The following is a 21355-nucleotide window of genomic DNA, read 5'->3' as shown; positions in this document are numbered from 1 at the left end:
GTTGTAACACCGTTTTGCCGATAGTCAAGCTGACCCGGCAGTCGGAGTTGAAAACGCTGATAGCCGCCCCCACCACTGTATTTGAACAACTGACGAACCTTTCTTTCCATGCATGCAATCAGCCAGATTCGACTAACATTCAATCAGGATCGCCCTGATTTACACGACGACGATTCCGCAGGCATTGCTGTTCAGGAGGCAAAGCCTGCACTACAGGCGCCGCCGATGTACAAGGTGGTTTTGTTCAACGATGACTACACACCGATGGATTTCGTCGTCGAAGTGCTCGAGGTGTTTTTTAACCTGAATCGCGAGCTGGCGACCAAGGTCATGCTGGCCGTCCACACAGAAGGGCGGGCAGTATGTGGAGTGTTTACCCGTGACATCGCCGAGACCAAGGCCATGCAGGTCAACCAGTACGCCAGGGAAAGCCAGCATCCGCTACTCTGTGAAATCGAGAAGGACGGTTAATCGCCGACCACTTGGGTATGAGGTGAAGCTATGTTAAACCGCGAGCTCGAAGTCACCCTCAATCTTGCCTTCAAGGAGGCACGTTCGAAGCGTCATGAATTCATGACCGTCGAACACCTCTTGCTGGCCCTATTGGACAATGAGGCTGCCGCCACCGTTTTGCGTGCGTGCGGCGCGAACCTCGACAAACTCAAGCATGACCTGCAGGAGTTCATCGACTCCACCACGCCATTGATTCCCGTGCATGATGAGGATCGCGAAACCCAGCCAACCCTGGGCTTCCAGCGTGTACTGCAACGTGCTGTGTTTCACGTACAGAGCTCGGGCAAACGCGAAGTGACTGGTGCCAACGTGCTGGTCGCGATCTTCAGTGAGCAAGAGAGTCAGGCGGTGTTCCTGCTGAAACAGCAGAGCGTCGCCCGTATAGATGTCGTCAACTACATCGCCCATGGCATTTCCAAGGTGCCGGGGCATGGCGATCACTCTGAAGGTGAGCAAGATATGCAGGACGACGAGGGCGGTGAGTCTTCTTCCTCAGGCAATCCCCTGGATGCTTATGCCAGCAACCTCAACGAACTCGCGCGCCAGGGGCGCATTGATCCGTTGGTAGGTCGTGAGCTGGAAGTCGAGCGCGTCGCGCAGATCCTGGCGCGTCGTCGCAAAAACAATCCGCTGCTGGTGGGCGAGGCGGGCGTGGGTAAAACCGCGATTGCCGAAGGCCTGGCCAAGCGCATTGTCGACAACCAGGTGCCGGACCTGCTGGCCAACAGCGTGGTTTACTCCCTCGACCTGGGGGCCTTGCTGGCCGGTACCAAGTACCGTGGCGATTTCGAGAAGCGCTTCAAGGCGTTGCTCAATGAGCTGAAAAAACGTCCGCAGGCGATCCTGTTCATCGACGAGATCCACACCATCATTGGTGCGGGTGCCGCGTCCGGTGGCGTCATGGATGCCTCGAACCTGCTCAAGCCACTGCTGTCCTCGGGTGATATCCGCTGCATCGGGTCCACAACGTTCCAGGAGTTTCGCGGGATCTTCGAGAAGGACCGTGCTTTGGCTCGGCGCTTCCAGAAGGTCGATGTGTCGGAGCCTTCGGTGGAAGACACCATTGGCATTCTGCGCGGCCTGAAGGGGCGTTTCGAAAGCCATCACAATATCGAATACAGTGATGAAGCCCTGCGCGCGGCTGCCGAACTGGCTTCGCGTTACATCAATGACCGTCATATGCCGGACAAGGCCATCGACGTCATCGACGAGGCGGGTGCCTACCAGCGCCTGCAACCGGTCGAGAAGCGTGTTAAGCGCATCGAAGTGCCACAAGTCGAGGACATCGTCGCGAAAATCGCGCGGATTCCGCCAAAGCACGTCACCAGTTCCGACAAGGAGCTGCTGCGTAACCTCGAGCGTGACCTGAAATTGACCGTATTCGGTCAGGATGCCGCGATCGACTCGCTGGCGACCGCGATCAAGCTGTCCCGTGCTGGCCTCAAGTCCCCTGACAAGCCTGTCGGTTCGTTCCTGTTCGCAGGGCCTACCGGTGTCGGTAAAACCGAAGCGGCGCGTCAGTTGGCCAAGGCCTTGGGTGTCGAGCTGATTCGTTTCGACATGTCCGAGTACATGGAGCGCCACACCGTATCGCGTCTGATCGGTGCGCCTCCGGGTTATGTCGGATTCGATCAGGGCGGTCTGCTCACCGAAGCCATCACCAAGCAGCCACACTGCGTGCTGTTGCTCGATGAGATCGAGAAGGCGCATCCGGAAGTCTTCAACCTGCTGTTGCAGGTGATGGACCACGGTACGCTGACCGATAACAACGGGCGCAAGGCGGATTTCCGTAACGTGATCGTCATCATGACGACCAACGCCGGTGCCGAGACCGCAGCCCGCGCTTCGATCGGTTTCACCTATCAGGATCACTCGTCCGATGCGATGGAAGTGATCAAGAAGAGCTTCACGCCGGAATTCCGCAACCGTCTGGACACCATCATCCAGTTTGGTCGCCTCAGTCATGAGGTCATCAAGAGTGTGGTGGACAAGTTCCTTACCGAGCTTCAGGCGCAGCTGGAAGACAAGCGTGTGTTGCTGGAAGTCACCGATGCAGCCCGCAACTGGCTGGCCGAAGGTGGCTACGATGCGGCAATGGGTGCTCGCCCAATGGCTCGCCTGATCCAGGACAAGATCAAGCGTCCGCTGGCGGAGGAGATTCTCTTTGGCGAACTGGCCGAGCATGGCGGTGTAGTGCACATCGACATCAAGGACGGGGAGCTGACCTTCGAGTTCGAGACCACGGCCGAGATGGCCTGACGTTCAGAAGCAAAACAAAAAGGCGCCGTGAGGCGCCTTTTTGTTGTCTTGAAGAAATTCACCGAGCCCCTGTGGGAGCGAGCTTGCTCGCGATGGCGGCGTGTCAGCTTGCGCATTTGTTGAATGTGCCACCCTCATCGTCGGAGCGCCGCCCGGAGCAAGCTCGCTCCCACAGGGTTTTGTGTTGTGGTCGCTAAATCGCAGACAAACAAAAACGCCCGGCATGAGCCGGGCGTCTTGTATTGACTTGATTAGCGGGCGCGGTAAGTGATGCGCCCTTTGCTCAAGTCATAGGGAGTCAGCTCTACGCGCACTTTGTCGCCGGTAAGAATACGGATGTAGTTCTTGCGCATCTTGCCGGAGATGTGCGCGGTTACGACGTGCCCATTTTCCAACTCCACACGAAACATGGTGTTGGGCAGGGTGTCGACGACAGTGCCTTCCATTTCGAAGCTGTCTTCTTTCGACATGCAGTAAAGCCCTCGGTGTCCAATGAATGGCCCGGTGCAACTGCGCCAGGCAAAAGCGGCGTGCATTGTGCCCGAAAAGTGGGGTTTAAGCCAAGGGGTTTAGGGCCGGCTCTAGTTTAGAACGACCCAGCGCTGATTAATCAGCAACTCAATAGGGCGATATTGAGTCTTGTAGTTCATTTTTTTGCAGTTTTTGATCCAGTAGCCGAGGTAGACCGCATCCAGCCCCAGCCGCCGGGCCTCGGCGATTTGCCAGAGGATTGCATAGCGCCCAAGGCTGCGGCGCTCTTCGGCCGGTTCGTAGAAGGTGTAGACCGCCGAAAGACCGTTCGGCAGTAAATCGGTGACGGCGACGGCCAGCAGCTGGCCGTTCAGGCGGAACTCGTAAAATCGGGAAAACGGCAGGTCCCGCACCAGGAATGTCGAAAACTGGTCGCGACTCGGCGGGTACATATCGCCATCGGCGTGACGCTGTTCGATATAGCGCTGGTAAAGGTCGAAGTACTCTTCGTTGAAGCCGGGCCTGGCCGGACGCACCTGCAAATCCACGTTGCGCTTGAAGATGCGTTTCTGTTGCCGGTTGGGCGTGAACTGCCCCACGGGAATGCGCGCCGGAACGCACGCATTGCAATTCTGGCAATGCGGCCGATAGAGATGATCGCCACTGCGACGAAACCCCATCTCCGACAGGTCTGCGTAGACATGCACATCCATGGGCTGACTAGGGTCGAGGAACAGGGTTGTGGCCTGCTCATCGGGCAGATAACTGCAAGAGTGCGGCTGAGTGGCATAGAACTTCAAACGCGCCAACTCGGTCATGATCAACCCTCGGGATAATGCTTTTGAATAAGTGTAAGCCACCTGCGCAAAAGTCGCTCAGCAAACCCAGGTGGCATGGTTGGGTTGGTCAAGGTGCCTGACCAGATAATCGGCAAACTCGCGGCGCGCAATCGCCCGGGCGCCCAGGCTATGCAGGTGGTCGGTGGGCATTTGGCAGTCGATCAGCACGAAGCCTGAGTCTTTCAGATGCCGAACCAGTGTGGCAAAACCGAATTTCGAGGCGTTGTCAGCGAGGCTGAACATGGACTCGCCGAAAAACAACTGGCCCATTGCCAGGCCATACAATCCGCCGACCAGTTCATCCCCGTCCCACACTTCCACCGAGTGCGCGTGTCCGCGCCTGTGCAGCTCGATGTAGGCGTCCTGCATGGCCTCGGTGATCCAGGTGCCATCTGCGTAATCCCGGGGGGCGGCACAGGCACGGATGACGGCCGCAAAATCCTCGTCAAAGGTCACTTGGTAGCGTTGTTGGCGCAGCAGTTTGTTCAGGCTGCGCGAGACGTGCAATTCGTCTGGAAACAGAACCGTGCGCGGGTCCGGTGACCACCAGAGGATCGGCTGGCCTTCGGAAAACCATGGGAAGCAGCCGTGGCGATAAGCCGAGATCAGCCGATCGGCGGACAGATCGCCACCGGCAGCCAGCAACCCGTTGGGGTCGCGCATGGCCTTTTCCAGCGGTGGGAAATGCAAGGTGTTGCGTTGTAACCAGGTCAGCATGGCATCCGGACTTACAGAAGGGGAGGGCAGTGGCGGGTTTTGGCCCGCCATAAAGTTTGCCTTCAAACGGTTGGAATGTCGTCGAGGTATTTTTCGGCGTCCAGTGCCGCCATGCAACCGGCCCCGGCAGACGTAACGGCTTGGCGATAAACGTGGTCGGCCACGTCACCGGCGGCAAACACACCTGCAATCGCCGTAGCGGTGGCATCGCCTTCGCTGCCACCCTTGACCAGCAGATACCCGTCGCGCATTTCCAGTTGGCCCGTGAACAGGTCGGTGTTGGGTTTGTGGCCGATGGCGATAAACACCCCGGCCAGCGGCAGCTCTTTGGTTTCACCCGTTTGGCTGTCCCGCAGGCGGGCGCCGGTCACGCCACGGGCATCGCCGAGCACTTCGTCCAGGTTCTGGTTCCAGTGCAGGCGGATATTGCCATTGGCGGCTTTTTCGAAGAGTTTGTCCTGGAGGATCTTCTCCGAGCGCAGCTTGTCGCGCCGATGCACCAGGTGCACTTCCTTGGCGATGTTAGACAGGTACAAGGCTTCCTCGACCGCCGTATTACCGCCGCCGACCACCGCAACCACCTGATTGCGATAGAAAAATCCATCACAGGTCGCGCATGCCGACACGCCTTTGCCGGCGAACGCTTCTTCCGACGGCAGGCCCAGGTATTGCGCGCTGGCGCCGGTGGCAATGATCAGCGCGTCGCAGGTGTAGGTGCCGCCATCGCCGATCAGTTCGAACGGCCGTTGTTGCAACTTGGCGGTGTGGATGTGGTCGTAAACGATCTCGGTGGCAAAGCGTTCGGCATGTTTTTGCATGCGATCCATCAGCACTGGTCCGGTCAGGCCTTCAACGTCGCCTGGCCAGTTATCGACTTCGACGGTGGTGGTGAGCTGGCCACCTGCCTGTATGCCGGTAATGACAACGGGCTTGAGGTTGGCGCGGGCGGCATAAACGGCCGCGCTGTAACCGGCGGGGCCAGAGCCCAGGATAATCAGGCGTGAATGCTTCGCTTCGCTCATAAAAACACCTCATAAGCCTTTGTCACAAAAGAGAATGCATGCTCAAATTGAACAGCATGTCATGTGCTGTTGACTATGCTACACCCAAGGGTCTCAAGCATGGCGTCGTGCGTACAAACCCGTACAATGCCCTGCGTGTTACATATATTCAGTGCGCGCCATGTTTATAAAAACCGGGGCGCAGTGTTAAAAGTAGTCCCGGTAACGCGTGTTAACTTTTTTACCTGCCTGGATTGGGCAGTTTTTCGGCAGTTTTTATAGTCATTCAACAGATGGACGCGCCCATGGCGCAGGAAAAGAAGCGTTTTGAAGAAATCCACCGCAGCACCTAAACCAGCCGTCGTACCGCTCTGGCGCCAGCACTTGCACTACCGACTCAAGGAAGGTGCGCTGATCGCCATCGGTGCCTTGTGCCTGTTCCTGATGATGGCCTTGTTGACCTATGGCAAGGATGATCCGGGCTGGAGTCATAACAGCAAGATCGACGACGTGCAGAACTTCGGCGGGCCAGCGGGCTCCTACAGCGCCGATATCCTGTTCATGGTGCTGGGTTACTTCGCCTACATCTTCCCGTTGCTGCTGGCCGTCAAGGCGTACCAGATCTTCCGCCAGCGTCACGAGCCGTGGCAGTGGAGCGGCTGGCTGTTCTCCTGGCGCCTGATCGGCCTGGTGTTCCTGGTGCTGTCGGGCGCCGCCCTGGCCCATATCCATTTCCATGCCGCGACCGGTCTGCCGGCCGGTGCGGGCGGTGCGCTGGGGGAAAGCCTCGGCGAACTGGCCAGGAACGCCCTGAATATCCAGGGCAGCACGCTGTTGTTCATTGCCTTGTTCCTGTTCGGCCTGACTGTGTTTACCGACCTGTCGTGGTTCAAGGTGATGGACATCACTGGCAAGATCACCCTCGACCTGTTCGAACTGTTCCAGGGCGCCGCCAATCGCTGGTGGGCGGCCCGTACCGAGCGCAAACAACTGGTCGCCCAGTTGCGTGAAGTCGACGACCGTATGGATGAAGTGGTCGCGCCGAGCGTCACCGACAAGCGCGAGCAGGCCAAGGTCAAGGAACGTCTGATCGAACGTGAGCAAGCCCTGAGCAAGCATATGTCCGAGCGTGAGAAGCAGGTGCCGCCGGTGATTGCGCCCGCGCCGCCAAAGCCCGTCGCACCGAGCAAGCGCGTGGAGAAAGAGAAACAGGCGCCGCTGTTCGTCGACAGCGCCGTGGAAGGCACCTTGCCACCGATCTCGATTCTCGATCCGGCGGAAAAGAAACAGCTCAATTACTCGCCTGAATCCCTGGCTGCGGTTGGCCACTTGCTGGAAATCAAGCTTAAGGAATTCGGCGTTGAAGTCACGGTGGATTCGATTCACCCGGGCCCGGTGATCACCCGTTACGAAATCCAGCCGGCCGCCGGGGTCAAGGTCAGCCGTATTTCCAACCTGGCCAAAGACCTCGCGCGCTCACTGGCCGTGACCAGCGTGCGCGTGGTGGAAGTGATTCCGGGCAAGACCACGGTCGGTATCGAGATTCCCAACGAAGACCGGCAGATCGTGCGTTTCTCCGAGGTGTTGTCGACCCCAGAGTATGACAACTTCAAGTCCCCGGTCACCCTGGCCCTGGGCCACGATATCGGCGGCAAGCCGGTCATCACTGACCTTGCGAAAATGCCGCACTTGCTGGTGGCCGGTACCACCGGTTCCGGTAAGTCGGTGGGTGTGAACGCGATGATCCTGTCGATTCTGTTCAAGTCCGGCCCGGAAGACGCCAAGCTGATCATGATCGACCCGAAAATGTTGGAACTGTCGATCTACGAAGGCATTCCGCACCTGCTGTGCCCGGTGGTCACCGACATGAAGGACGCCGCCAACGCCCTGCGCTGGAGCGTTGCCGAGATGGAGCGGCGCTACAAGCTGATGGCCAAGATGGGTGTGCGAAACCTGTCGGGCTTCAACGCCAAGGTCAAGGAAGCCCAGGACGCCGGCGAGCCGTTGAGCGATCCGCTGTACAAGCGCGAAAGCATCCACGACGAAGCGCCGCTGCTGCAAAAGCTGCCAACCATCGTAGTAGTAGTCGACGAATTCGCCGACATGATGATGATCGTCGGCAAGAAGGTTGAAGAGCTGATTGCCCGTATCGCGCAAAAGGCTCGTGCGGCCGGTATCCACTTGATCCTTGCGACCCAGCGTCCGTCGGTGGATGTGATCACCGGCCTGATCAAGGCCAACATCCCGACCCGCATGGCGTTCCAGGTATCGAGCAAGATCGACTCGCGGACCATCATCGACCAGGGCGGCGCCGAACAACTGCTGGGCCACGGTGACATGCTCTACATGCCGCCGGGCACCAGCCTGCCGATTCGTGTTCACGGTGCTTTCGTGTCCGACGATGAGGTTCACCGCGTGGTGGAAGCCTGGAAACTGCGGGGCGCGCCGGAGTACAACGACGACATTCTCAATGGCGTCGAAGAGGCGGGCAGCGGCTTCGAAGGCAGCAGCGGTGGCGGCGACGGAGACGATCCCGAGGCCGACGCGCTGTACGACGAAGCGGTGCAGTTCGTGCTGGAAAGCCGTCGCGCCTCCATTTCCGCGGTTCAGCGCAAGCTGAAGATCGGCTACAACCGCGCCGCGCGCATGATCGAAGCCATGGAAATGGCCGGGGTCGTGACGTCCATGAACACCAACGGTTCGCGTGAAGTCCTGGCCCCGGGCCCGGTGCGCGACTGACCCGAGTATGAAAAGGGTGGTGCCTTTGGCCCCACCCGCACTCCCACGAATGTTATGAGGACTCCCATGCGTCTGATCCGCATGCTGTTGCTGCCGGTACTGGCCTTGACCACGCTCCAGGCTAACGCCGATGACAAGGACGTGGCACGCCTGACCCAACTGCTGGAAAAATCCCAGACCCTGACTGCACGCTTCTCGCAACTGACCCTTGATGGCACCGGCACCCAGTTGCAGGAAACCGCCGGTGAGATGTCGCTGCAGCGTCCGGGTCTGTTCTACTGGCACACCGATGCGCCGGCCGAACAGACCATGATCTCCGATGGCAAGAAAGTCACCCTGTGGGACCCGGACCTGGAACAGGCCACCATCAAGAACCTCGACCAGCGCCTGACCCAGACCCCGGCCTTGCTGTTGTCCGGTGACGTGTCCAAGATCAGCCAGAGCTTCGACATCAGCTCCAAGGAAGCCGGCGGCGTGATCGATTTCACCCTCAAGCCGAAAACCAAGGACACCCTGTTCGACAGCCTGCGCCTGTCGTTCCGCAATGGTCTGGTCAATGATATGCAACTGATCGACAGCGTCGGCCAACGCACCAATATCCTGTTCACCGGGGTAAAGGCCAACGTGCCGATCCCGGCGTCCAAGTTCAAGTTCGACATCCCCAAGGGTGCGGATGTGATCCAGGAGTAAGGGCCGACACAAAACCCCGTGGGAGCGAGCCTGCTCGCGATGGCGTCCGGTCAGTCAGCATTGATGTCGAAAGTAATACCGCTATCGCTAGCAGGCTAGCTCCCACAGGGGGCTGCGGTGTTCAAATCTTGCAGTGAGGTTTCACCCGATACTATGGATCTGTTTCGCAGCACCCCCATCGCCCAGCCCTTGGCCGCCCGACTGCGTGCGGCCAATCTGGACGAGTACGTCGGTCAGGAACACGTGCTCGCTCGCGGCAAGCCCTTGCGTGAGGCGCTGGAGCAGGGTGCCCTGCATTCGATGATTTTCTGGGGGCCGCCGGGTGTGGGCAAAACCACCCTGGCGAGATTGCTCGCGGAAGTCTCGGATGCGCACTTCGAAACGGTCTCGGCGGTGCTGGCCGGGGTCAAGGAGATCCGCCAGTCGGTGGAAATCGCCAAGCAGCAGGCCGCGCAGTACGGCCGCCGCACCATCCTGTTTGTCGACGAAGTGCATCGCTTCAACAAGTCCCAGCAGGATGCGTTCCTGCCCTACGTTGAGGACGGCACGCTGATTTTCATCGGCGCAACCACGGAAAATCCCTCGTTCGAGCTCAACAACGCCTTGCTGTCACGGGCGCGGGTCTATGTGCTGAAAAGCCTCGACGAAGCGGCCCTGCGCAAACTGGTGCACCGCGCGCTGACCGAAGAGCGCGGTCTGGGCAAGCGCAACCTGACCCTCAGCGACGAAGGCTTCCAGATGCTGCTGTCGGCCGCCGATGGCGATGGTCGGCGCCTGCTCAACCTGCTGGAAAACGCTTCGGACCTGGCGGAAGACAACAGCGAAATCGGCACCGACCTCCTGCAAAGCCTGCTCGGCGACACCCGCCGGCGGTTCGACAAGGGCGGCGAAGCGTTCTACGACCAGATCTCCGCGCTGCATAAATCGGTGCGCGGCTCCAACCCTGATGGTGCGCTGTACTGGTTTGCGCGGATGATCGACGGCGGTTGCGACCCCTTGTACCTGGCCCGGCGCGTGGTGCGCATGGCCAGCGAAGACATCGGCAATGCCGACCCGCGCGCCCTCAGCCTGTGCCTGGCGGCCTGGGAAGTGCAGGAGCGCCTCGGCAGCCCCGAAGGCGAACTGGCGGTGGCCCAGGCCATTACCTATCTGGCCTGCGCGCCGAAAAGCAACGCGGTGTACATGGGCTTCAAGAGCGCACTGCGCGCCGCCGCCGAACACGGCTCGCTGGAAGTGCCGCTGCACCTGCGCAACGCGCCGACCAAGCTTATGAAGCAGCTGGGTTATGGCGATGAATACCGTTATGCCCACGATGAGCCGGACGCCTATGCCGCCGGCGAAGACTATTTTCCGGAAGAACTCGACCCGATCCCGTTCTATCAACCGGTGCCCCGTGGCCTGGAATTGAAGATCGGCGAAAAACTCAATCACCTGGCGAAACTCGACCGTTTAAGCCCAAGGCAGCGGAGAAAATAGTGCTTCCCTTGATCGTTGCGGTTTCCGTCGGCGGGATGGCCGGTACGTTGTTGCGCTTTGCCACGGGCAACTGGATCAACGCGAATTGGCCGCGGCACTTCTATACCGCGACGCTGGCCGTTAATATCGTGGGCTGTTTGCTGATCGGCGTTCTATACGGTCTGTTTTTGATACGCCCGGAGGTGCCCATCGAGGTGCGTGCCGGGTTGATCGTCGGCTTCCTCGGAGGGCTGACGACTTTTTCATCCTTTTCACTGGATACGGTGCGCCTGCTGGAAAGCGGGCAAGTACCGCTGGCCCTGGGCTATGCGGCGCTCAGCGTATTCGGCGGGCTGCTTGCCACCTGGGCCGGCCTGTCCTTGACCAAACTTTGATAAACGAGAAACCGACATGCTCGATTCCAAACTGTTACGTAGCAACCTTCAGGACGTAGCGGACCGCCTGGCATCCCGTGGCTATACCCTGGATGTTGCGCGCATCGAAGCGCTGGAAGAACAGCGCAAGACCGTCCAGACCCGCACCGAAGCACTGCAGGCTGAACGTAATGCGCGCTCCAAATCCATCGGTCAGGCCAAGCAGCGCGGCGAAGACATCGCGCCGCTGATGGCGGACGTCGAGCGCATGGCGGGCGAATTGAGCGCCGGTAAAGTCGAACTGGACGCGATCCAGACCGATCTGGACTCGATCCTGCTGGGTATCCCCAACCTGCCGCACGAATCGGTACCGGTCGGCGAAGACGAAGACGGCAACGTCGAAGTGCGCCGCTGGGGCACCCCGACGGCCTTCGATTTCCCGGTTCAGGACCACGTGGCCCTGGGCGAGAAGTTCGGCTGGCTGGACTTTGAAACCGCCGCCAAGCTGTCCGGCGCCCGTTTCGCCCTGCTGCGCGGCCCGATCGCTCGTCTGCATCGCGCCCTGGCACAGTTCATGATCAACCTGCACGTCACCGAGCACGGCTACGAAGAGGCTTACACGCCTTATCTGGTCCAGGCCCCGGCGCTGCAAGGCACCGGCCAGCTGCCGAAGTTCGAAGAAGACCTGTTCAAGATCGCGCGCGAAGGCGAAGCTGATCTGTACCTGATCCCGACCGCCGAAGTGTCGCTGACCAACATCGTCGCCGGCGAAATCGTCGATTCGAAACTGCTGCCGATCAAGTTCGTCGCTCACACGCCATGCTTTCGCAGTGAAGCCGGCGCATCGGGCCGCGACACCCGCGGCATGATCCGTCAGCACCAGTTCGACAAGGTTGAAATGGTGCAGATCGTCGAGCCGTCGCAGTCGATGGAAGCGCTGGAAGGCCTGACCGCCAACGCCGAGAAAGTCCTGCAGTTGCTGGAGCTGCCTTACCGCACCCTGGCGCTGTGCACCGGCGACATGGGCTTCAGCGCGGTCAAGACCTACGACCTGGAAGTGTGGATCCCGAGCCAGGACAAGTACCGCGAAATCTCGTCGTGCTCCAACTGCGGCGACTTCCAGGCCCGCCGCATGCAGGCGCGTTTCCGCAACCCGGAAACCGGCAAGCCGGAACTGGTACACACCCTGAACGGCTCCGGTCTTGCCGTCGGTCGTACCCTGGTGGCGGTGCTCGAGAACTATCAGCAGGCCGACGGTTCGATCCGTGTGCCTGAGGTCCTCAAGCCATACATGGGTGGCCTCGAGGTTATCGGCTAAATGAACTATCTGCCGCTGTTTCACAACCTTCGCGGCAGTCGTGTGTTGGTCGTCGGCGGGGGGGAGATTGCCTTGCGCAAATCCCGCCTGCTGGCCGATGCCGGTGCGCTGCTGCGGGTGGTTGCACCTGAAATCGAACCGCAACTGCGCGAACTGGTTGCCGGCAGCGGTGGCGAGTGCCTGTTACGTGGCTATGCCGAGGCGGATCTGGACGGTTGCGGGCTGATCATTGCCGCCACCGACGACGAAACGCTGAACGCACAAGTCTCCGCCGATGCCCATCGGCGTTGCGTGCCAGTCAACGTGGTGGACGCGCCAGCCCTATGCAGCGTGATCTTCCCGGCGATCGTCGACCGCTCTCCGTTGATCATTGCAGTGTCCAGCGGCGGCGATGCGCCAGTGTTGGCACGTTTGATCCGCGCCAAGATCGAAACCTGGATTCCTTCCACCTACGGTCAACTGGCCGGTCTGGCGGCGCGATTCCGTCATCAGGTCAAAGGCCTGTTTCCGGATGTGCAGCAGCGTCGGGCGTTCTGGGAAGATGTTTTCCAGGGCCCGATTGCCGACCGCCAGCTGGCCGGGCAGGGCGGTGAAGCCGAGCGCTTGCTCCAGGCGAAAATCGATGGCGAAGCGCCAGTGGCGACCGGTGAGGTCTATCTGGTGGGCGCAGGGCCAGGTGACCCGGACCTGTTGACGTTCAAGGCATTGCGTCTGATGCAGCAAGCCGACGTGGTGCTGTACGACCGTTTGGTCGCACCGGCGATTCTCGAGCTGTGCCGTCGCGACGCCGAGCGGGTCTACGTCGGCAAGCGACGAGCCGATCACGCGGTGCCGCAGGATCAGATCAACCAGCAATTGGTGGATTTGGCCAAACAGGGCAAGCGTGTGGTGCGGTTGAAGGGCGGTGATCCGTTCATCTTCGGTCGTGGTGGTGAGGAGATCGAAGAACTGGCGGCCCATGGCATCCCGTTCCAGGTCGTGCCGGGGATCACGGCGGCCAGTGGTTGCGCGGCCTATGCCGGGATTCCGCTGACCCACCGCGATTATGCGCAATCGGTGCGTTTCATCACCGGGCACCTCAAGGACGGCTCCAGTGATTTGCCATGGGCCGATCTGGTGGCCCCGGCGCAAACCCTGGTGTTCTACATGGGACTGGTGGGCTTGCCGATCATCTGCGAGCAGTTGATCAAGCATGGTCGCGGTGCCGATACCCCGGCAGCGTTGATCCAGCAGGGCACCACGGTCAACCAGCGGGTGTTTACCGGCACCCTGGCGGACCTGCCACGGCTGGTGGCGGAGCATGAAGTGCATGCGCCGACATTGGTGATCGTGGGTGAAGTGGTGCAACTGCGTGAGAAACTGGCGTGGTTTGAAGGGGCTCAGGGGCAGGTCTAGAGACCGAGTCGGTCGAGCGCGACCCCGGCCCATTGCGAGCAGGCTCGCTCCCACATTTGATTTGTGAACGACACAAATCAAATGTGGGAGCGAGCCTGCTCGCAATGGGGCCTTCAAAACCTGTACAAATCTCAAGCTCTGCGCCAAACCCCTTTCCCACTCAACCGCTCCCGATCATGGGCCGCGGTAAAGTCCTGCTCCGGCCCTTTCGGCACCACACCTGTCGGATTGATAGTGCGATGGCTGGCGTAGTAGTGGTTCTTGATGTGAGTGAAGTCCACCGTCTCGGCAATCCCCGGCCACTGGTAAATCTCCCGCAGCCAGTTCGACAGGTTCGGATAATCGGCAATCCGCCGCAGGTTGCACTTGAAGTGCCCGTAGTACACCGCATCGAAGCGAATCAGCGTGGTGAACAGGCGGATGTCCGCTTCGGTCAGGTACTCGCCAGCCAGGTAGCGGTTGGCCCCCAGCAGCAGTTCCAGGCGGTCCAGTTCGGCAAACACCTCATCGAAGGCTTCTTCATAAGCCTGTTGCGAGGTGGCAAATCCGGCGCGGTACACGCCATTGTTCACCGCCGGATAAATCCGCTCGTTCAGCGCATCGATCTCTCCGCGCAGCGGCGCCGGGTAGAAGTCCAGGTCGTTACCGGTCAGATCGTCGAAGGCGCCATTGAGCATGCGGATGATTTCCGATGATTCATTGTTGACGATGCGCTGGTGCTGTTGGTCCCACAGCACCGGTACAGTGACGCGGCCGGTGTAGTTGGCGGTGTCGGCGGTGTAGCGCTGGTGCATGAAGTCGAAGTGATCGAGCTTGTCGCCGGTCGAGCCGAGGTGCTGGTCGAAGGTCCAGCCGTTTTCCAGCATCAACCAGCTGACCACCGAAACGTCGATCAGGTTTTCGAGGCCTTTGAGTTTGCGCAGGATCAGCGTGCGATGGGCCCACGGGCAGGCCAGGGACACGTACAGGTGATAGCGCCCGGGCTCGGCCGCAAAACCACCGACGCCGGTCGGTCCCGGCTTGCCGTCAGCGGTCAACCAGTTGCGACGCTGCGCCTGTTCACGCTGGAACGCGCCGTCCTTGCTGCTTTCGTACCACTTGTCCTGCCAGCGGCCATCCACTAACAAACCCATGTTCAAGACTCCCGAAACCCATAATCGATGGAGTCGAGTCTATTCCGATGAGTTCGAACAAAAAGCGCAAAGATCGGGCGCGAATGATCGGTTAAATCGATTTGTCTCGCGCGACCCAGTATTTTTCAGCGGTTTCGAAGGCCTGATCGCGGCTCTGTCCGAGGCCACGCAGGGCCAGGGCCATGGTCGAGATCAGGGCCATTTGCGGGTAGCTGTCGACCACATCGCCACGCCAGACCGCTTTCAAATGTTCAGGCTCAAGCGAGGCAGGTTTGACGTGACGCTGCGCCGACAACTGCGGCCATTCCTCGTCCCAGCTCTCGCCGCCGGTGGTGCCGTACAGGTGGCTGTCGGCGTCCGGGTTGATCTCGATCTCGCCGCCATCGCCCTTGATCACGATGGCGGTGTCACCCAGCAGGCCGCTGGCATCGCGATGCACCGCCTGATAACCCGGGTGGAAAATGCTCTGCAAGCCGCAACGGGCGCCCAGCGGATTGAGAATCCGCGCCAGGGAGTGGATCGGCGAGCGCAGGCCCAGGGTATTGCGCAGGTCGATCATGCGTTGCAGCTGTGGCGCCCAGTCCATCAATGGCATGAAGGCCAGGCCGCCGTTATCCAGCGCCGAACCCACCTGTTGCCAGTTGCGGCACAGCGGGATGTTCAATTCGCCCAGCAGTTGCTCGCTGTACAAGCGTCCGGCCGTGTGGGCGCCGCCGCCGTGCATGAAAATCCGCACGCCGTTTTGCGCCAGGCACTTGGCTGCCAGCAGATACCACGGCAGATGGCGTTTCTTGCCGGCATAGGTCGGCCAGTCCAGATCCACCGCCAGCGTCGGAGGATTCAGACGCTCACGCAAGGCCTCGGTGAAGCCCGCCATCTCTTCCGCGCTTTCTTCCTTGTGCCGCAACAGCATCAGGAATGCGCCGAGTTGGGTTTCCTCGACTTTTTCATCGAACACCATGCCCATGGCCTCGCGGGCCTCGACCCGGGTCAGGTCACGGGCGCCGCGCTTGCCTTTGCCAAGGATCCGCACGAACTGGGCGAACGGATGCTCGGCGGGCGTTTCGAGTGTCAGTGCTGGGTAGTCGGTCATAAGCAATTCGTCGGTTTGGGCAGGCCCGCCAGTTTCGCGGCGAGTTTGGCGGGAGTGCCTTTGAACAGTCGGTTCAGGTGCAGGCTGTTGCCTTTTTCCGGGCCGAGTTTCAGGGCGGTGTACTTGATCAACGGGCGGGTGGCCGGTGACAGCTGGAATTCGTTGTAGAAACTGCGCAGCAGTTCGAGGACTTCCCAGTGTTCGGGCGTCAACTCGATGTCTTCGGCAGCCGCCAGGGCACTCGCCACATCGGCGGACCAATCACTCAGTTCGACCAGGAAACCGTCCTTGTCCAGTTCGATGGCGCGGGCGCCGACCGTCAATGCATTCATAGCCAACTGTTGACCTTGTCGTAGTGAATCGACAGTTCGACGAAGGCCGGGTAATCGATGGCTTTGGCCCAGTCTGGAACCGCAAGCGCACGGGCCTGGGCATCTTCGGCCAGGACGAACAGCTTCAGGCCACGTGCGCTGAGCGCCAAGAACGGCGCGGTGCCTGGCTGCAACGCATAGGCGGCATCACCGGACAACAGCAACCCGTCGCTGGCGCCGATCACGCGCAGGCAACTGGTCAGGCGTTCGTCGCCGAACGGGGAATGAGACAACACATGCAAAGTCGACATCAGAGGGTGATCACCTGGTCGTAACGGTCAATGAGGGCGGTGATTTCGTGGGCAGCCAACACTTGGGCTTCTTCCAGCGACAGGTCGCTGGGGGCCAGGCCACGCAGGGCGATGCTGTCGCCGCAGGCGAACAGTTCCTCGACACCGAACATCGGCAGGGCTTGCAGGTTGGCGCTCAGGTCCTTCTGTTGCAGGGCCTTGGCGTTCTGGCTGGCGGCCAGCTGGAACACGCCGTCATCGAGAAACAACAGGCCGATCGGCAGATCGAAGGCGCCCCCGGCCAGCACGATATCCAGCGCTTCCCGCGCGCCTGGGCCGGACCATGGCGACTGGCGGCTGATGATTAATATGGATTTGGCCATGTCATGCGCCTCCGAAACAGATCAGACGGTCGGCATCCTGCGCAGCGTCATGCAATTGGCCGAGGCCGGACAATTCCCACGGCGCACCGACGGCTACCGCCTCGCGCTGATAGCGTCTGGCTTCTTCCTCGTTCAACACACCACGCCGCAGGGCAGCGGCGATGCACACCACGCCATCGAGTTGATGGTCGCTGACAAAGGCACGCCACTGTTTGGGCAAGTCCAGTTCATCCTGGGGAGTGACCACGCTGGCGGATGCGTTGTAGACGCCATCCTGGTAGAAAAACAGCCGGACAATCTCGTGCCCACCGGACAGCGCCGCTTGGGCGAACAGCAGGGCGCGGCGCGAGGAGGGCGCATGGGCGGCGCTAAATACGGCAATGGCGAACTTCATGACGGACTCGATCAGCGAAACTGCGGCCATGATAAAGCTTTATCGGCGGGGCGGCTAAAGTGATGTTGTCTATGCTGGCCCCATCGCGAGCAAGCTCGCTCCCACAATTGTTTCGTGGTGGATTTCAATTTTGTATTCGACACCGATCCCCTGTGGGAGCGAGCTTGCTCGCGATGAGGCCCGCATAGGCACCGCCAAGCTCAACGCGGCATATACCCCAACTGCCAGCGCCGCGGGATCTTCAACGACAACACCCCGAGCCCGGCAGCCAGCAGGCCACTGGCAAACAACGCCTTGAGCCCCAGGTGATGTTCCAGCACGGCACCGAGTACCGCGCCGGCGAGCATGCCGGTCCAGGGGATCAGTTGCACGCGCCAGCCGCTACGGCGCTCGCCGAGCATCCAGCGACCCAGCCCGCGGCCGAAACGCGACAGGGCACCCGTAACGTAAGTCAGGCCAACCGGCAGGCCGTTCACTTCTTCCACCGCGGCGTTGAGCATGCCCATTGCGATGATCGCCGCCAGCAGGGCCGGCAGTTGCGCGTCATAAGGCCAGGCCGCGGCGGCGCACAGCAGGGTGGCTATGCACAACAGCAATGGCAGGGCCCGGCGGCCACCTAGTCGACTGACGATGATGCCCAGCGCGTTGCCGACGATGAAAGTGGCGACGAGGATCACCAGGCGCAGGGTCAACCCAAGGTCGCCAGCACTGATGGCGACCGCCATCCGCGTGGTATTGCCGCTCATGAACGAGACGAAGTCACCGCTGGCCATGAAACCGATGGCGTCGGTCATGCCGGCGAGGACCGAGAGCATGGCCACCAGGCTCAGGCCGATGCGCCCGCGCCATTTCTGCGTGTGCAAGTGACCGGGGCTGGCGTGGGTCCTGGCGGTATTAGGCAGCATCGGCGACGGCATCCTTGAACTGTGCTTAGGGTTTTATCCCATTCAACTCGCAATATTCCAGCCAGTCCATGCCGGCCATTTCCGCCACTTCCCGGTGCACTTCCAGGCGCTGCGCTTCGTACTCCTGGGGTGTGGCGGTGGTTAACTGCAACGTCAGTTCCCAGGCGAACAACTGCTGGCGTTCTGCTTCAGCTTCAAACGCTTCGTGCAGCCGTTCCTCGCGATACTGTTCCGCCGTTTCGCCCTTGGCCTGAGCCAGCAGCGGGTTGAGGTGGTCGAGTTCTTCGCGCAACTCGGGGCGCGCATCGAGAAACCGCTTCAGTGCTTGCTCATGCTGCAGTTCGGTTGCCGCCATGGTCGCTCCTTGAGAACGGATTACGAGGATTGCTTTTTGCCGGCCTTGGCCGCTGCCGCCAGGCATTCGAGGGCAAACTGTTCGGTGTAGGTCATCTGGATCGGCGTGGTTTCGCCTTTGACGGTTCTTTCGCCGTCGAGGATGTAGCGAATCCGCTTGTCGGTGACGCCGATTCGCTTGGCAATCCAGGAAGGCGTCTGACCGATCTGGCTGATCAGCTTGTCGGCATATTCAGTGCTCGGTTTGTAGAACTCGGCATTAGGTGTCATCGGGTTTCCAGTCAGAGGTGCGATGGGGCGTTATTGGCGCGACAGGGTGCGCGAATCGTTGCGCGCTGTCGCGGTATAAATGCAGTAAAGCAGAACGATACGGGCTGCCGGGGTGATAAAGTCCGCTTTTTCCTGATGAGTGAATGCAATGCGAATTCTGATGGCGGCGCTGGCCGTGACGTTGCTGGCGGGATGCGCCGGCTCGGCGATGAACGATGCCCGCACCAAGGCCCCGTACAAGACCCTGAACTCGGAAAAACCGGGAAAAGACGTCGCCCAGTGCGTGCAGTTTTCCTGGCAGGACGAGGCCGTGTTCGGTGTCGATGCCGCTGCGTATTTGGAGCCGGGGGAGAAGGGCGGTACGACCGTTTACACCCGTTCCGCGGAGTCTTTCGTCGACGTGACCACCGATGCCTCGGGCACGGTGTTGAGCTACTACGCACAGAAGGACGATTTCGTGGCCAAGCGCCGGTTGGCGGCGTTGGCGACTTGCCTGTGATCTGAAGGTTTGTTGCATTCCCCCTGTGGGAGCGAGCCTGCTCGCGAAGACGTAGTGTCAGTCGCTATCAATGTTGGCTGATATACCGCTTTCGCGAGCAGGCTCGCTCCCACAATGGTTTTTGTACTGATCAGTAATTCAGGCGCTTCTGGAAGAAGAAGTGCTTGTGCCCCGGCGGGTAATCGGCAATGTGCCCGATCTCGCTGTAGCCGCATTTCTTGTAGAACTCCGGTGCCTGGAATTCAAAGGTGTCGAGCCACAGCCCGACACATTTCCGCTCCCGCGCCAGGTCTTCGGCCATCTGCATCAATTTCGAACCAAGGCCCTGTCCCCGCGCCTGCTCCGGCACCACCAGCAAGTCGATGTACAGCCACTGGTAAAACAATCGGCCATGCAGGCCGCCGAGGATCTCGTCGTTGTCGTCGCGCACCAGCAAGGCGATGTGCTCAGGCACGTTACCTTCGGCCTTCGAGCCGTTGTACGCGCGCAGCGGTTTGAGGATGGCCTGTCGTTGTTCATCCGTGGGGTTTTGCGACAGTTCGATACGCAGGTTCATGGCTATATCCATATGGCATTGAAGCCGCAGCCTATCCCGGTTGCAGCGATTGTTCCATCCCCGGAAAAGTTGAACCGTCGCCAACGCGCAGCTTGCTTGAGGGGGCAAAGGCTGTCCGTTTTCACTTAACATGTGGACCCTCAGACCAATAACAGGACGCGTTGTCATGTCGAACACAGCCGAGCGGGTCAACATCCTAGAGTCTCAGGTGTTGTCCCACGACTGGTACCTGCTCAAGAAAATCACCTTCGATTACCAACGCAACAACGGTGAGTGGCAACGCCAGACCCGGGAAGTCTACGACCGTGGCAATGGCGCAGCGATTCTGTTGTACAACCGCGAAAAGAGGACCGTGGTACTGACCCGGCAATTTCGCCTGCCGGTGTTCGTCAACGGTCACGATGGGCTGTTGATCGAAGTGGCTGCGGGGCTGCTCGAAGGCGCAGCGCCTGAAGACCGCATCCGCGATGAAGCGGAGGAAGAGACGGGGTACCGCGTGCACCATGTGCAGAAGGTGTTCGAGGCGTACATGAGCCCCGGTTCGGTGACGGAAAAATTGCACTTCTTCATTGCCGAATACGATGCGAAGTCGAAAGTCAGCGACGGTGGCGGGCTGGAGGCGGAAACCGAAGAGCTGGAAGTGCTGGAGTGGGCGTTCGAGGACGCGCTCGAAGCGTTTTACCGCGGCGAAATCTGCGACGCCAAGACCATCATGCTGTTGCAGTATGCGGCGATGAAAAACCTCTTCAATTAAACGCAATCTCCTACAGGGTTAAAAGCCTGGCAGACGCGCGGTGCCGGGCCATTGCCCGCCTTCAAGGGTGAGCAACTTCTCCTTCGCCTCAAGCCCACCGGCGAACCCGGTCAACTTCCCCGACGCGCCAATCACCCGGTGACACGGCGCCACGATCGAAATCGGGTTCTTGCCATTTGCCGCACCCACGGCCCTGACCGCCGTCGGGTTACCGATCTGTTCGGCGATCTGGCTGTAGCTGCGGGTTTCGCCGAACGGGATGGTCAGCAGCGCCGCCCAGACCTTCTTCTGAAATGCCGTGCCGGCAAAATCCAGATCCAGTTCGAAGCGATCGCGGGTGCCGGAAAAATATTCGCGCAACTGCGCAGCCGTGCGCACCAGGATCGGATTGTCCGGCGCTTCGCTCATCGGTCCCAGGCGCACCCGGCCGGGTTTGTCGTTTTCCCAGAGGATGGCCGCCAGTCGTGAACCGTTCGCGACCAGCTTCAACTGGCCCACGGGGGAGGCCACGGTGGTGCAGGTATAGGTCATGCCAGGGCTCGCGCAAAATTGCTGAACAGGCGTTAAGGATACTGCCTCGACGGGGAGGCGCAATACGTAATCCCGACCATACTTGGCAACGGCTTTTGAAACGTTTCCCCG

25 protein-coding genes are annotated in these 21355 nt (G+C 60.3%); 10 read left to right on the top strand and 15 right to left on the bottom strand.

The window, feature by feature from the left end; all coding sequences use genetic code 11:
* The first annotated feature begins 108 nt into the window (after nucleotides 1–108).
* Nucleotides 109–471, top strand: coding sequence for an ATP-dependent Clp protease adapter ClpS (clpS, locus tag WHX55_RS20705; RefSeq protein WP_015094394.1), 363 nt, complete (start codon nucleotides 109–111; stop codon nucleotides 469–471).
* A 30-nt stretch (nucleotides 472–501) separates the two neighbouring features.
* Nucleotides 502–2772, top strand: coding sequence for an ATP-dependent Clp protease ATP-binding subunit ClpA (clpA, locus tag WHX55_RS20700; protein WP_056723817.1), 2271 nt, complete (start codon nucleotides 502–504; stop codon nucleotides 2770–2772).
* A 251-nt stretch (nucleotides 2773–3023) separates the two neighbouring features.
* On the opposite strand, the gene infA is transcribed toward clpA, so the two are convergent.
* The 4 genes from infA to trxB form a co-directional block, all read right to left on the bottom strand.
* Nucleotides 3024–3242 carry a translation initiation factor IF-1 gene (gene infA, locus WHX55_RS20695; protein WP_002553999.1) on the bottom strand — a complete coding sequence of 73 codons (219 nt, stop codon included), beginning with the start codon at nucleotides 3240–3242 and terminating at the stop codon, nucleotides 3024–3026.
* Nucleotides 3243–3353: 111 nt separating this feature from the next.
* On the bottom strand, nucleotides 3354–4061 hold the full coding sequence (locus tag WHX55_RS20690) for an arginyltransferase (RefSeq protein ID WP_046037862.1): 708 nt from the start codon (nucleotides 4059–4061) through the stop codon (nucleotides 3354–3356).
* Nucleotides 4062–4118: 57 nt separating this feature from the next.
* On the bottom strand, nucleotides 4119–4799 hold the full coding sequence (gene aat / locus WHX55_RS20685) for a leucyl/phenylalanyl-tRNA--protein transferase (RefSeq protein ID WP_150755577.1): 681 nt from the start codon (nucleotides 4797–4799) through the stop codon (nucleotides 4119–4121).
* 62 nt (nucleotides 4800–4861) lie between these two features.
* Entirely contained in the window at nucleotides 4862–5821 is a 960-nt protein-coding gene (trxB, locus tag WHX55_RS20680; protein WP_150755578.1) for a thioredoxin-disulfide reductase, read from the bottom strand.
* A 306-nt stretch (nucleotides 5822–6127) separates the two neighbouring features.
* Between trxB and WHX55_RS20675 the strand changes: the two genes are divergently transcribed.
* From WHX55_RS20675 to cysG, 6 genes are all read left to right on the top strand, one after another.
* Nucleotides 6128–8539, top strand: a complete 2412-nt coding sequence (locus tag WHX55_RS20675) for a DNA translocase FtsK (protein WP_150755579.1) — start codon at nucleotides 6128–6130, stop codon at nucleotides 8537–8539.
* 66 nt (nucleotides 8540–8605) lie between these two features.
* Nucleotides 8606–9229 carry an outer membrane lipoprotein chaperone LolA gene (gene lolA / locus WHX55_RS20670; RefSeq protein ID WP_150755580.1) on the top strand — a complete coding sequence of 208 codons (624 nt, stop codon included), beginning with the start codon at nucleotides 8606–8608 and terminating at the stop codon, nucleotides 9227–9229.
* A gap of 153 nt (nucleotides 9230–9382) precedes the next feature.
* Complete coding sequence (locus tag WHX55_RS20665) at nucleotides 9383–10705, top strand: replication-associated recombination protein A (protein ID WP_353741201.1); 1323 nt, start codon at nucleotides 9383–9385, stop codon at nucleotides 10703–10705.
* Entirely contained in the window at nucleotides 10705–11079 is a 375-nt protein-coding gene (crcB, locus tag WHX55_RS20660; RefSeq protein WP_056723806.1) for a fluoride efflux transporter CrcB, read from the top strand. The genes WHX55_RS20665 and crcB overlap by 1 nt, the downstream gene beginning before the upstream one ends.
* 16 nt (nucleotides 11080–11095) lie before the next feature.
* Nucleotides 11096–12376, top strand: coding sequence for a serine--tRNA ligase (gene serS / locus WHX55_RS20655; RefSeq protein ID WP_046037868.1), 1281 nt, complete (start codon nucleotides 11096–11098; stop codon nucleotides 12374–12376).
* Nucleotides 12377–13771 (top strand): siroheme synthase CysG, encoded by a 1395-nt coding sequence (cysG, locus tag WHX55_RS20650; RefSeq protein ID WP_353741200.1) that lies wholly within the window; start codon nucleotides 12377–12379, stop codon nucleotides 13769–13771. It abuts the gene before it with no gap.
* A 131-nt stretch (nucleotides 13772–13902) separates the two neighbouring features.
* On the opposite strand, the gene WHX55_RS20645 is transcribed toward cysG, so the two are convergent.
* The 9 genes from WHX55_RS20645 to WHX55_RS20605 all read right to left on the bottom strand — a co-directional run bounded on the left by WHX55_RS20645 (nucleotide 13903) and on the right by WHX55_RS20605 (nucleotide 18904).
* Nucleotides 13903–14904, bottom strand: a complete 1002-nt coding sequence (locus tag WHX55_RS20645; RefSeq protein ID WP_151214437.1) for a glutathione S-transferase family protein — start codon at nucleotides 14902–14904, stop codon at nucleotides 13903–13905.
* Nucleotides 14905–14995: 91 nt separating this feature from the next.
* Nucleotides 14996–15997 carry a glycosyl transferase family protein gene (locus tag WHX55_RS20640; protein WP_150758921.1) on the bottom strand — a complete coding sequence of 334 codons (1002 nt, stop codon included), beginning with the start codon at nucleotides 15995–15997 and terminating at the stop codon, nucleotides 14996–14998.
* Nucleotides 15994–16329 (bottom strand): TusE/DsrC/DsvC family sulfur relay protein, encoded by a 336-nt coding sequence (locus WHX55_RS20635; protein ID WP_150755584.1) that lies wholly within the window; start codon nucleotides 16327–16329, stop codon nucleotides 15994–15996. The genes WHX55_RS20640 and WHX55_RS20635 overlap by 4 nt, the downstream gene beginning before the upstream one ends.
* Nucleotides 16326–16619, bottom strand: a complete 294-nt coding sequence (gene tusB, locus WHX55_RS20630) for a sulfurtransferase complex subunit TusB (protein ID WP_150755585.1) — start codon at nucleotides 16617–16619, stop codon at nucleotides 16326–16328. The genes WHX55_RS20635 and tusB overlap by 4 nt, the downstream gene beginning before the upstream one ends.
* On the bottom strand, nucleotides 16619–16981 hold the full coding sequence (gene tusC, locus WHX55_RS20625) for a sulfurtransferase complex subunit TusC (protein WP_150755586.1): 363 nt from the start codon (nucleotides 16979–16981) through the stop codon (nucleotides 16619–16621). Before tusC ends, tusB begins: the two co-directional genes overlap by 1 nt.
* Nucleotide 16982: 1 nt before the next feature.
* Nucleotides 16983–17375, bottom strand: a complete 393-nt coding sequence (gene tusD, locus WHX55_RS20620; protein ID WP_150755605.1) for a sulfurtransferase complex subunit TusD — start codon at nucleotides 17373–17375, stop codon at nucleotides 16983–16985.
* A 200-nt stretch (nucleotides 17376–17575) separates the two neighbouring features.
* The gene (locus tag WHX55_RS20615) at nucleotides 17576–18280 is read right to left on the bottom strand and encodes a YoaK family protein (RefSeq protein ID WP_353741199.1); all 705 of its coding nucleotides are present in this window, start codon (nucleotides 18278–18280) and stop codon (nucleotides 17576–17578) included.
* A 25-nt stretch (nucleotides 18281–18305) separates the two neighbouring features.
* Nucleotides 18306–18635, bottom strand: coding sequence for a DUF6388 family protein (locus WHX55_RS20610; protein WP_150725954.1), 330 nt, complete (start codon nucleotides 18633–18635; stop codon nucleotides 18306–18308).
* A gap of 20 nt (nucleotides 18636–18655) precedes the next feature.
* Nucleotides 18656–18904 (bottom strand): hypothetical protein, encoded by a 249-nt coding sequence (locus tag WHX55_RS20605; protein ID WP_008049352.1) that lies wholly within the window; start codon nucleotides 18902–18904, stop codon nucleotides 18656–18658.
* A gap of 148 nt (nucleotides 18905–19052) precedes the next feature.
* Between WHX55_RS20605 and WHX55_RS20600 the strand changes: the two genes are divergently transcribed.
* Nucleotides 19053–19403, top strand: a complete 351-nt coding sequence (locus WHX55_RS20600) for a hypothetical protein (protein ID WP_150758918.1) — start codon at nucleotides 19053–19055, stop codon at nucleotides 19401–19403.
* 130 nt (nucleotides 19404–19533) lie between these two features.
* On the opposite strand, the gene WHX55_RS20595 is transcribed toward WHX55_RS20600, so the two are convergent.
* Complete coding sequence (locus WHX55_RS20595) at nucleotides 19534–19959, bottom strand: GNAT family N-acetyltransferase (protein WP_151214434.1); 426 nt, start codon at nucleotides 19957–19959, stop codon at nucleotides 19534–19536.
* Nucleotides 19960–20125: 166 nt separating this feature from the next.
* Between WHX55_RS20595 and WHX55_RS20590 the strand changes: the two genes are divergently transcribed.
* A complete protein-coding gene (locus WHX55_RS20590) occupies nucleotides 20126–20713 on the top strand; it encodes an NUDIX domain-containing protein (protein WP_353741198.1) in 588 nt (195 codons plus the stop codon).
* Nucleotides 20714–20731: 18 nt separating this feature from the next.
* Here WHX55_RS20590 and WHX55_RS20585 read toward each other — a convergent pair whose 3' ends face one another.
* Nucleotides 20732–21244, bottom strand: coding sequence for a methylated-DNA--[protein]-cysteine S-methyltransferase (locus WHX55_RS20585; RefSeq protein WP_150755590.1), 513 nt, complete (start codon nucleotides 21242–21244; stop codon nucleotides 20732–20734).
* Nucleotides 21245–21355 lie beyond the last annotated feature (111 nt).

Source organism: Pseudomonas fluorescens, from assembly GCF_040448305.1.
Lineage (GTDB): Bacteria > Pseudomonadota > Gammaproteobacteria > Pseudomonadales > Pseudomonadaceae > Aquipseudomonas > Aquipseudomonas fluorescens_BH.
The sequence above is the reverse complement of the archived record's forward strand: the minus strand, read 5'-3'. Positions and strand labels throughout refer to the sequence as shown.

Coding starts and splice junctions, on each gene's coding strand:
- clpS (WP_015094394.1), top strand. CDS start 109: ATGCATGCAATCAGCCAGATTCGACTAACATTCAATCAGGATCGCCCT.
- clpA (WP_056723817.1), top strand. CDS start 502: ATGTTAAACCGCGAGCTCGAAGTCACCCTCAATCTTGCCTTCAAGGAG.
- infA (WP_002553999.1), bottom strand. CDS start 3,242: ATGTCGAAAGAAGACAGCTTCGAAATGGAAGGCACTGTCGTCGACACC.
- WHX55_RS20690 (WP_046037862.1), bottom strand. CDS start 4,061: ATGACCGAGTTGGCGCGTTTGAAGTTCTATGCCACTCAGCCGCACTCT.
- aat (WP_150755577.1), bottom strand. CDS start 4,799: ATGCTGACCTGGTTACAACGCAACACCTTGCATTTCCCACCGCTGGAA.
- trxB (WP_150755578.1), bottom strand. CDS start 5,821: ATGAGCGAAGCGAAGCATTCACGCCTGATTATCCTGGGCTCTGGCCCC.
- lolA (WP_150755580.1), top strand. CDS start 8,606: ATGCGTCTGATCCGCATGCTGTTGCTGCCGGTACTGGCCTTGACCACG.
- WHX55_RS20665 (WP_353741201.1), top strand. CDS start 9,383: ATGGATCTGTTTCGCAGCACCCCCATCGCCCAGCCCTTGGCCGCCCGA.
- serS (WP_046037868.1), top strand. CDS start 11,096: ATGCTCGATTCCAAACTGTTACGTAGCAACCTTCAGGACGTAGCGGAC.
- cysG (WP_353741200.1), top strand. CDS start 12,377: ATGAACTATCTGCCGCTGTTTCACAACCTTCGCGGCAGTCGTGTGTTG.
- WHX55_RS20645 (WP_151214437.1), bottom strand. CDS start 14,904: ATGGGTTTGTTAGTGGATGGCCGCTGGCAGGACAAGTGGTACGAAAGC.
- WHX55_RS20640 (WP_150758921.1), bottom strand. CDS start 15,997: ATGACCGACTACCCAGCACTGACACTCGAAACGCCCGCCGAGCATCCG.
- WHX55_RS20635 (WP_150755584.1), bottom strand. CDS start 16,329: ATGAATGCATTGACGGTCGGCGCCCGCGCCATCGAACTGGACAAGGAC.
- tusB (WP_150755585.1), bottom strand. CDS start 16,619: ATGTCGACTTTGCATGTGTTGTCTCATTCCCCGTTCGGCGACGAACGC.
- tusC (WP_150755586.1), bottom strand. CDS start 16,981: ATGGCCAAATCCATATTAATCATCAGCCGCCAGTCGCCATGGTCCGGC.
- tusD (WP_150755605.1), bottom strand. CDS start 17,375: ATGAAGTTCGCCATTGCCGTATTTAGCGCCGCCCATGCGCCCTCCTCG.
- WHX55_RS20615 (WP_353741199.1), bottom strand. CDS start 18,280: ATGCTGCCTAATACCGCCAGGACCCACGCCAGCCCCGGTCACTTGCAC.
- WHX55_RS20610 (WP_150725954.1), bottom strand. CDS start 18,635: ATGGCGGCAACCGAACTGCAGCATGAGCAAGCACTGAAGCGGTTTCTC.
- WHX55_RS20605 (WP_008049352.1), bottom strand. CDS start 18,904: ATGACACCTAATGCCGAGTTCTACAAACCGAGCACTGAATATGCCGAC.
- WHX55_RS20600 (WP_150758918.1), top strand. CDS start 19,053: ATGCGAATTCTGATGGCGGCGCTGGCCGTGACGTTGCTGGCGGGATGC.
- WHX55_RS20595 (WP_151214434.1), bottom strand. CDS start 19,959: ATGAACCTGCGTATCGAACTGTCGCAAAACCCCACGGATGAACAACGA.
- WHX55_RS20590 (WP_353741198.1), top strand. CDS start 20,126: ATGTCGAACACAGCCGAGCGGGTCAACATCCTAGAGTCTCAGGTGTTG.
- WHX55_RS20585 (WP_150755590.1), bottom strand. CDS start 21,244: ATGACCTATACCTGCACCACCGTGGCCTCCCCCGTGGGCCAGTTGAAG.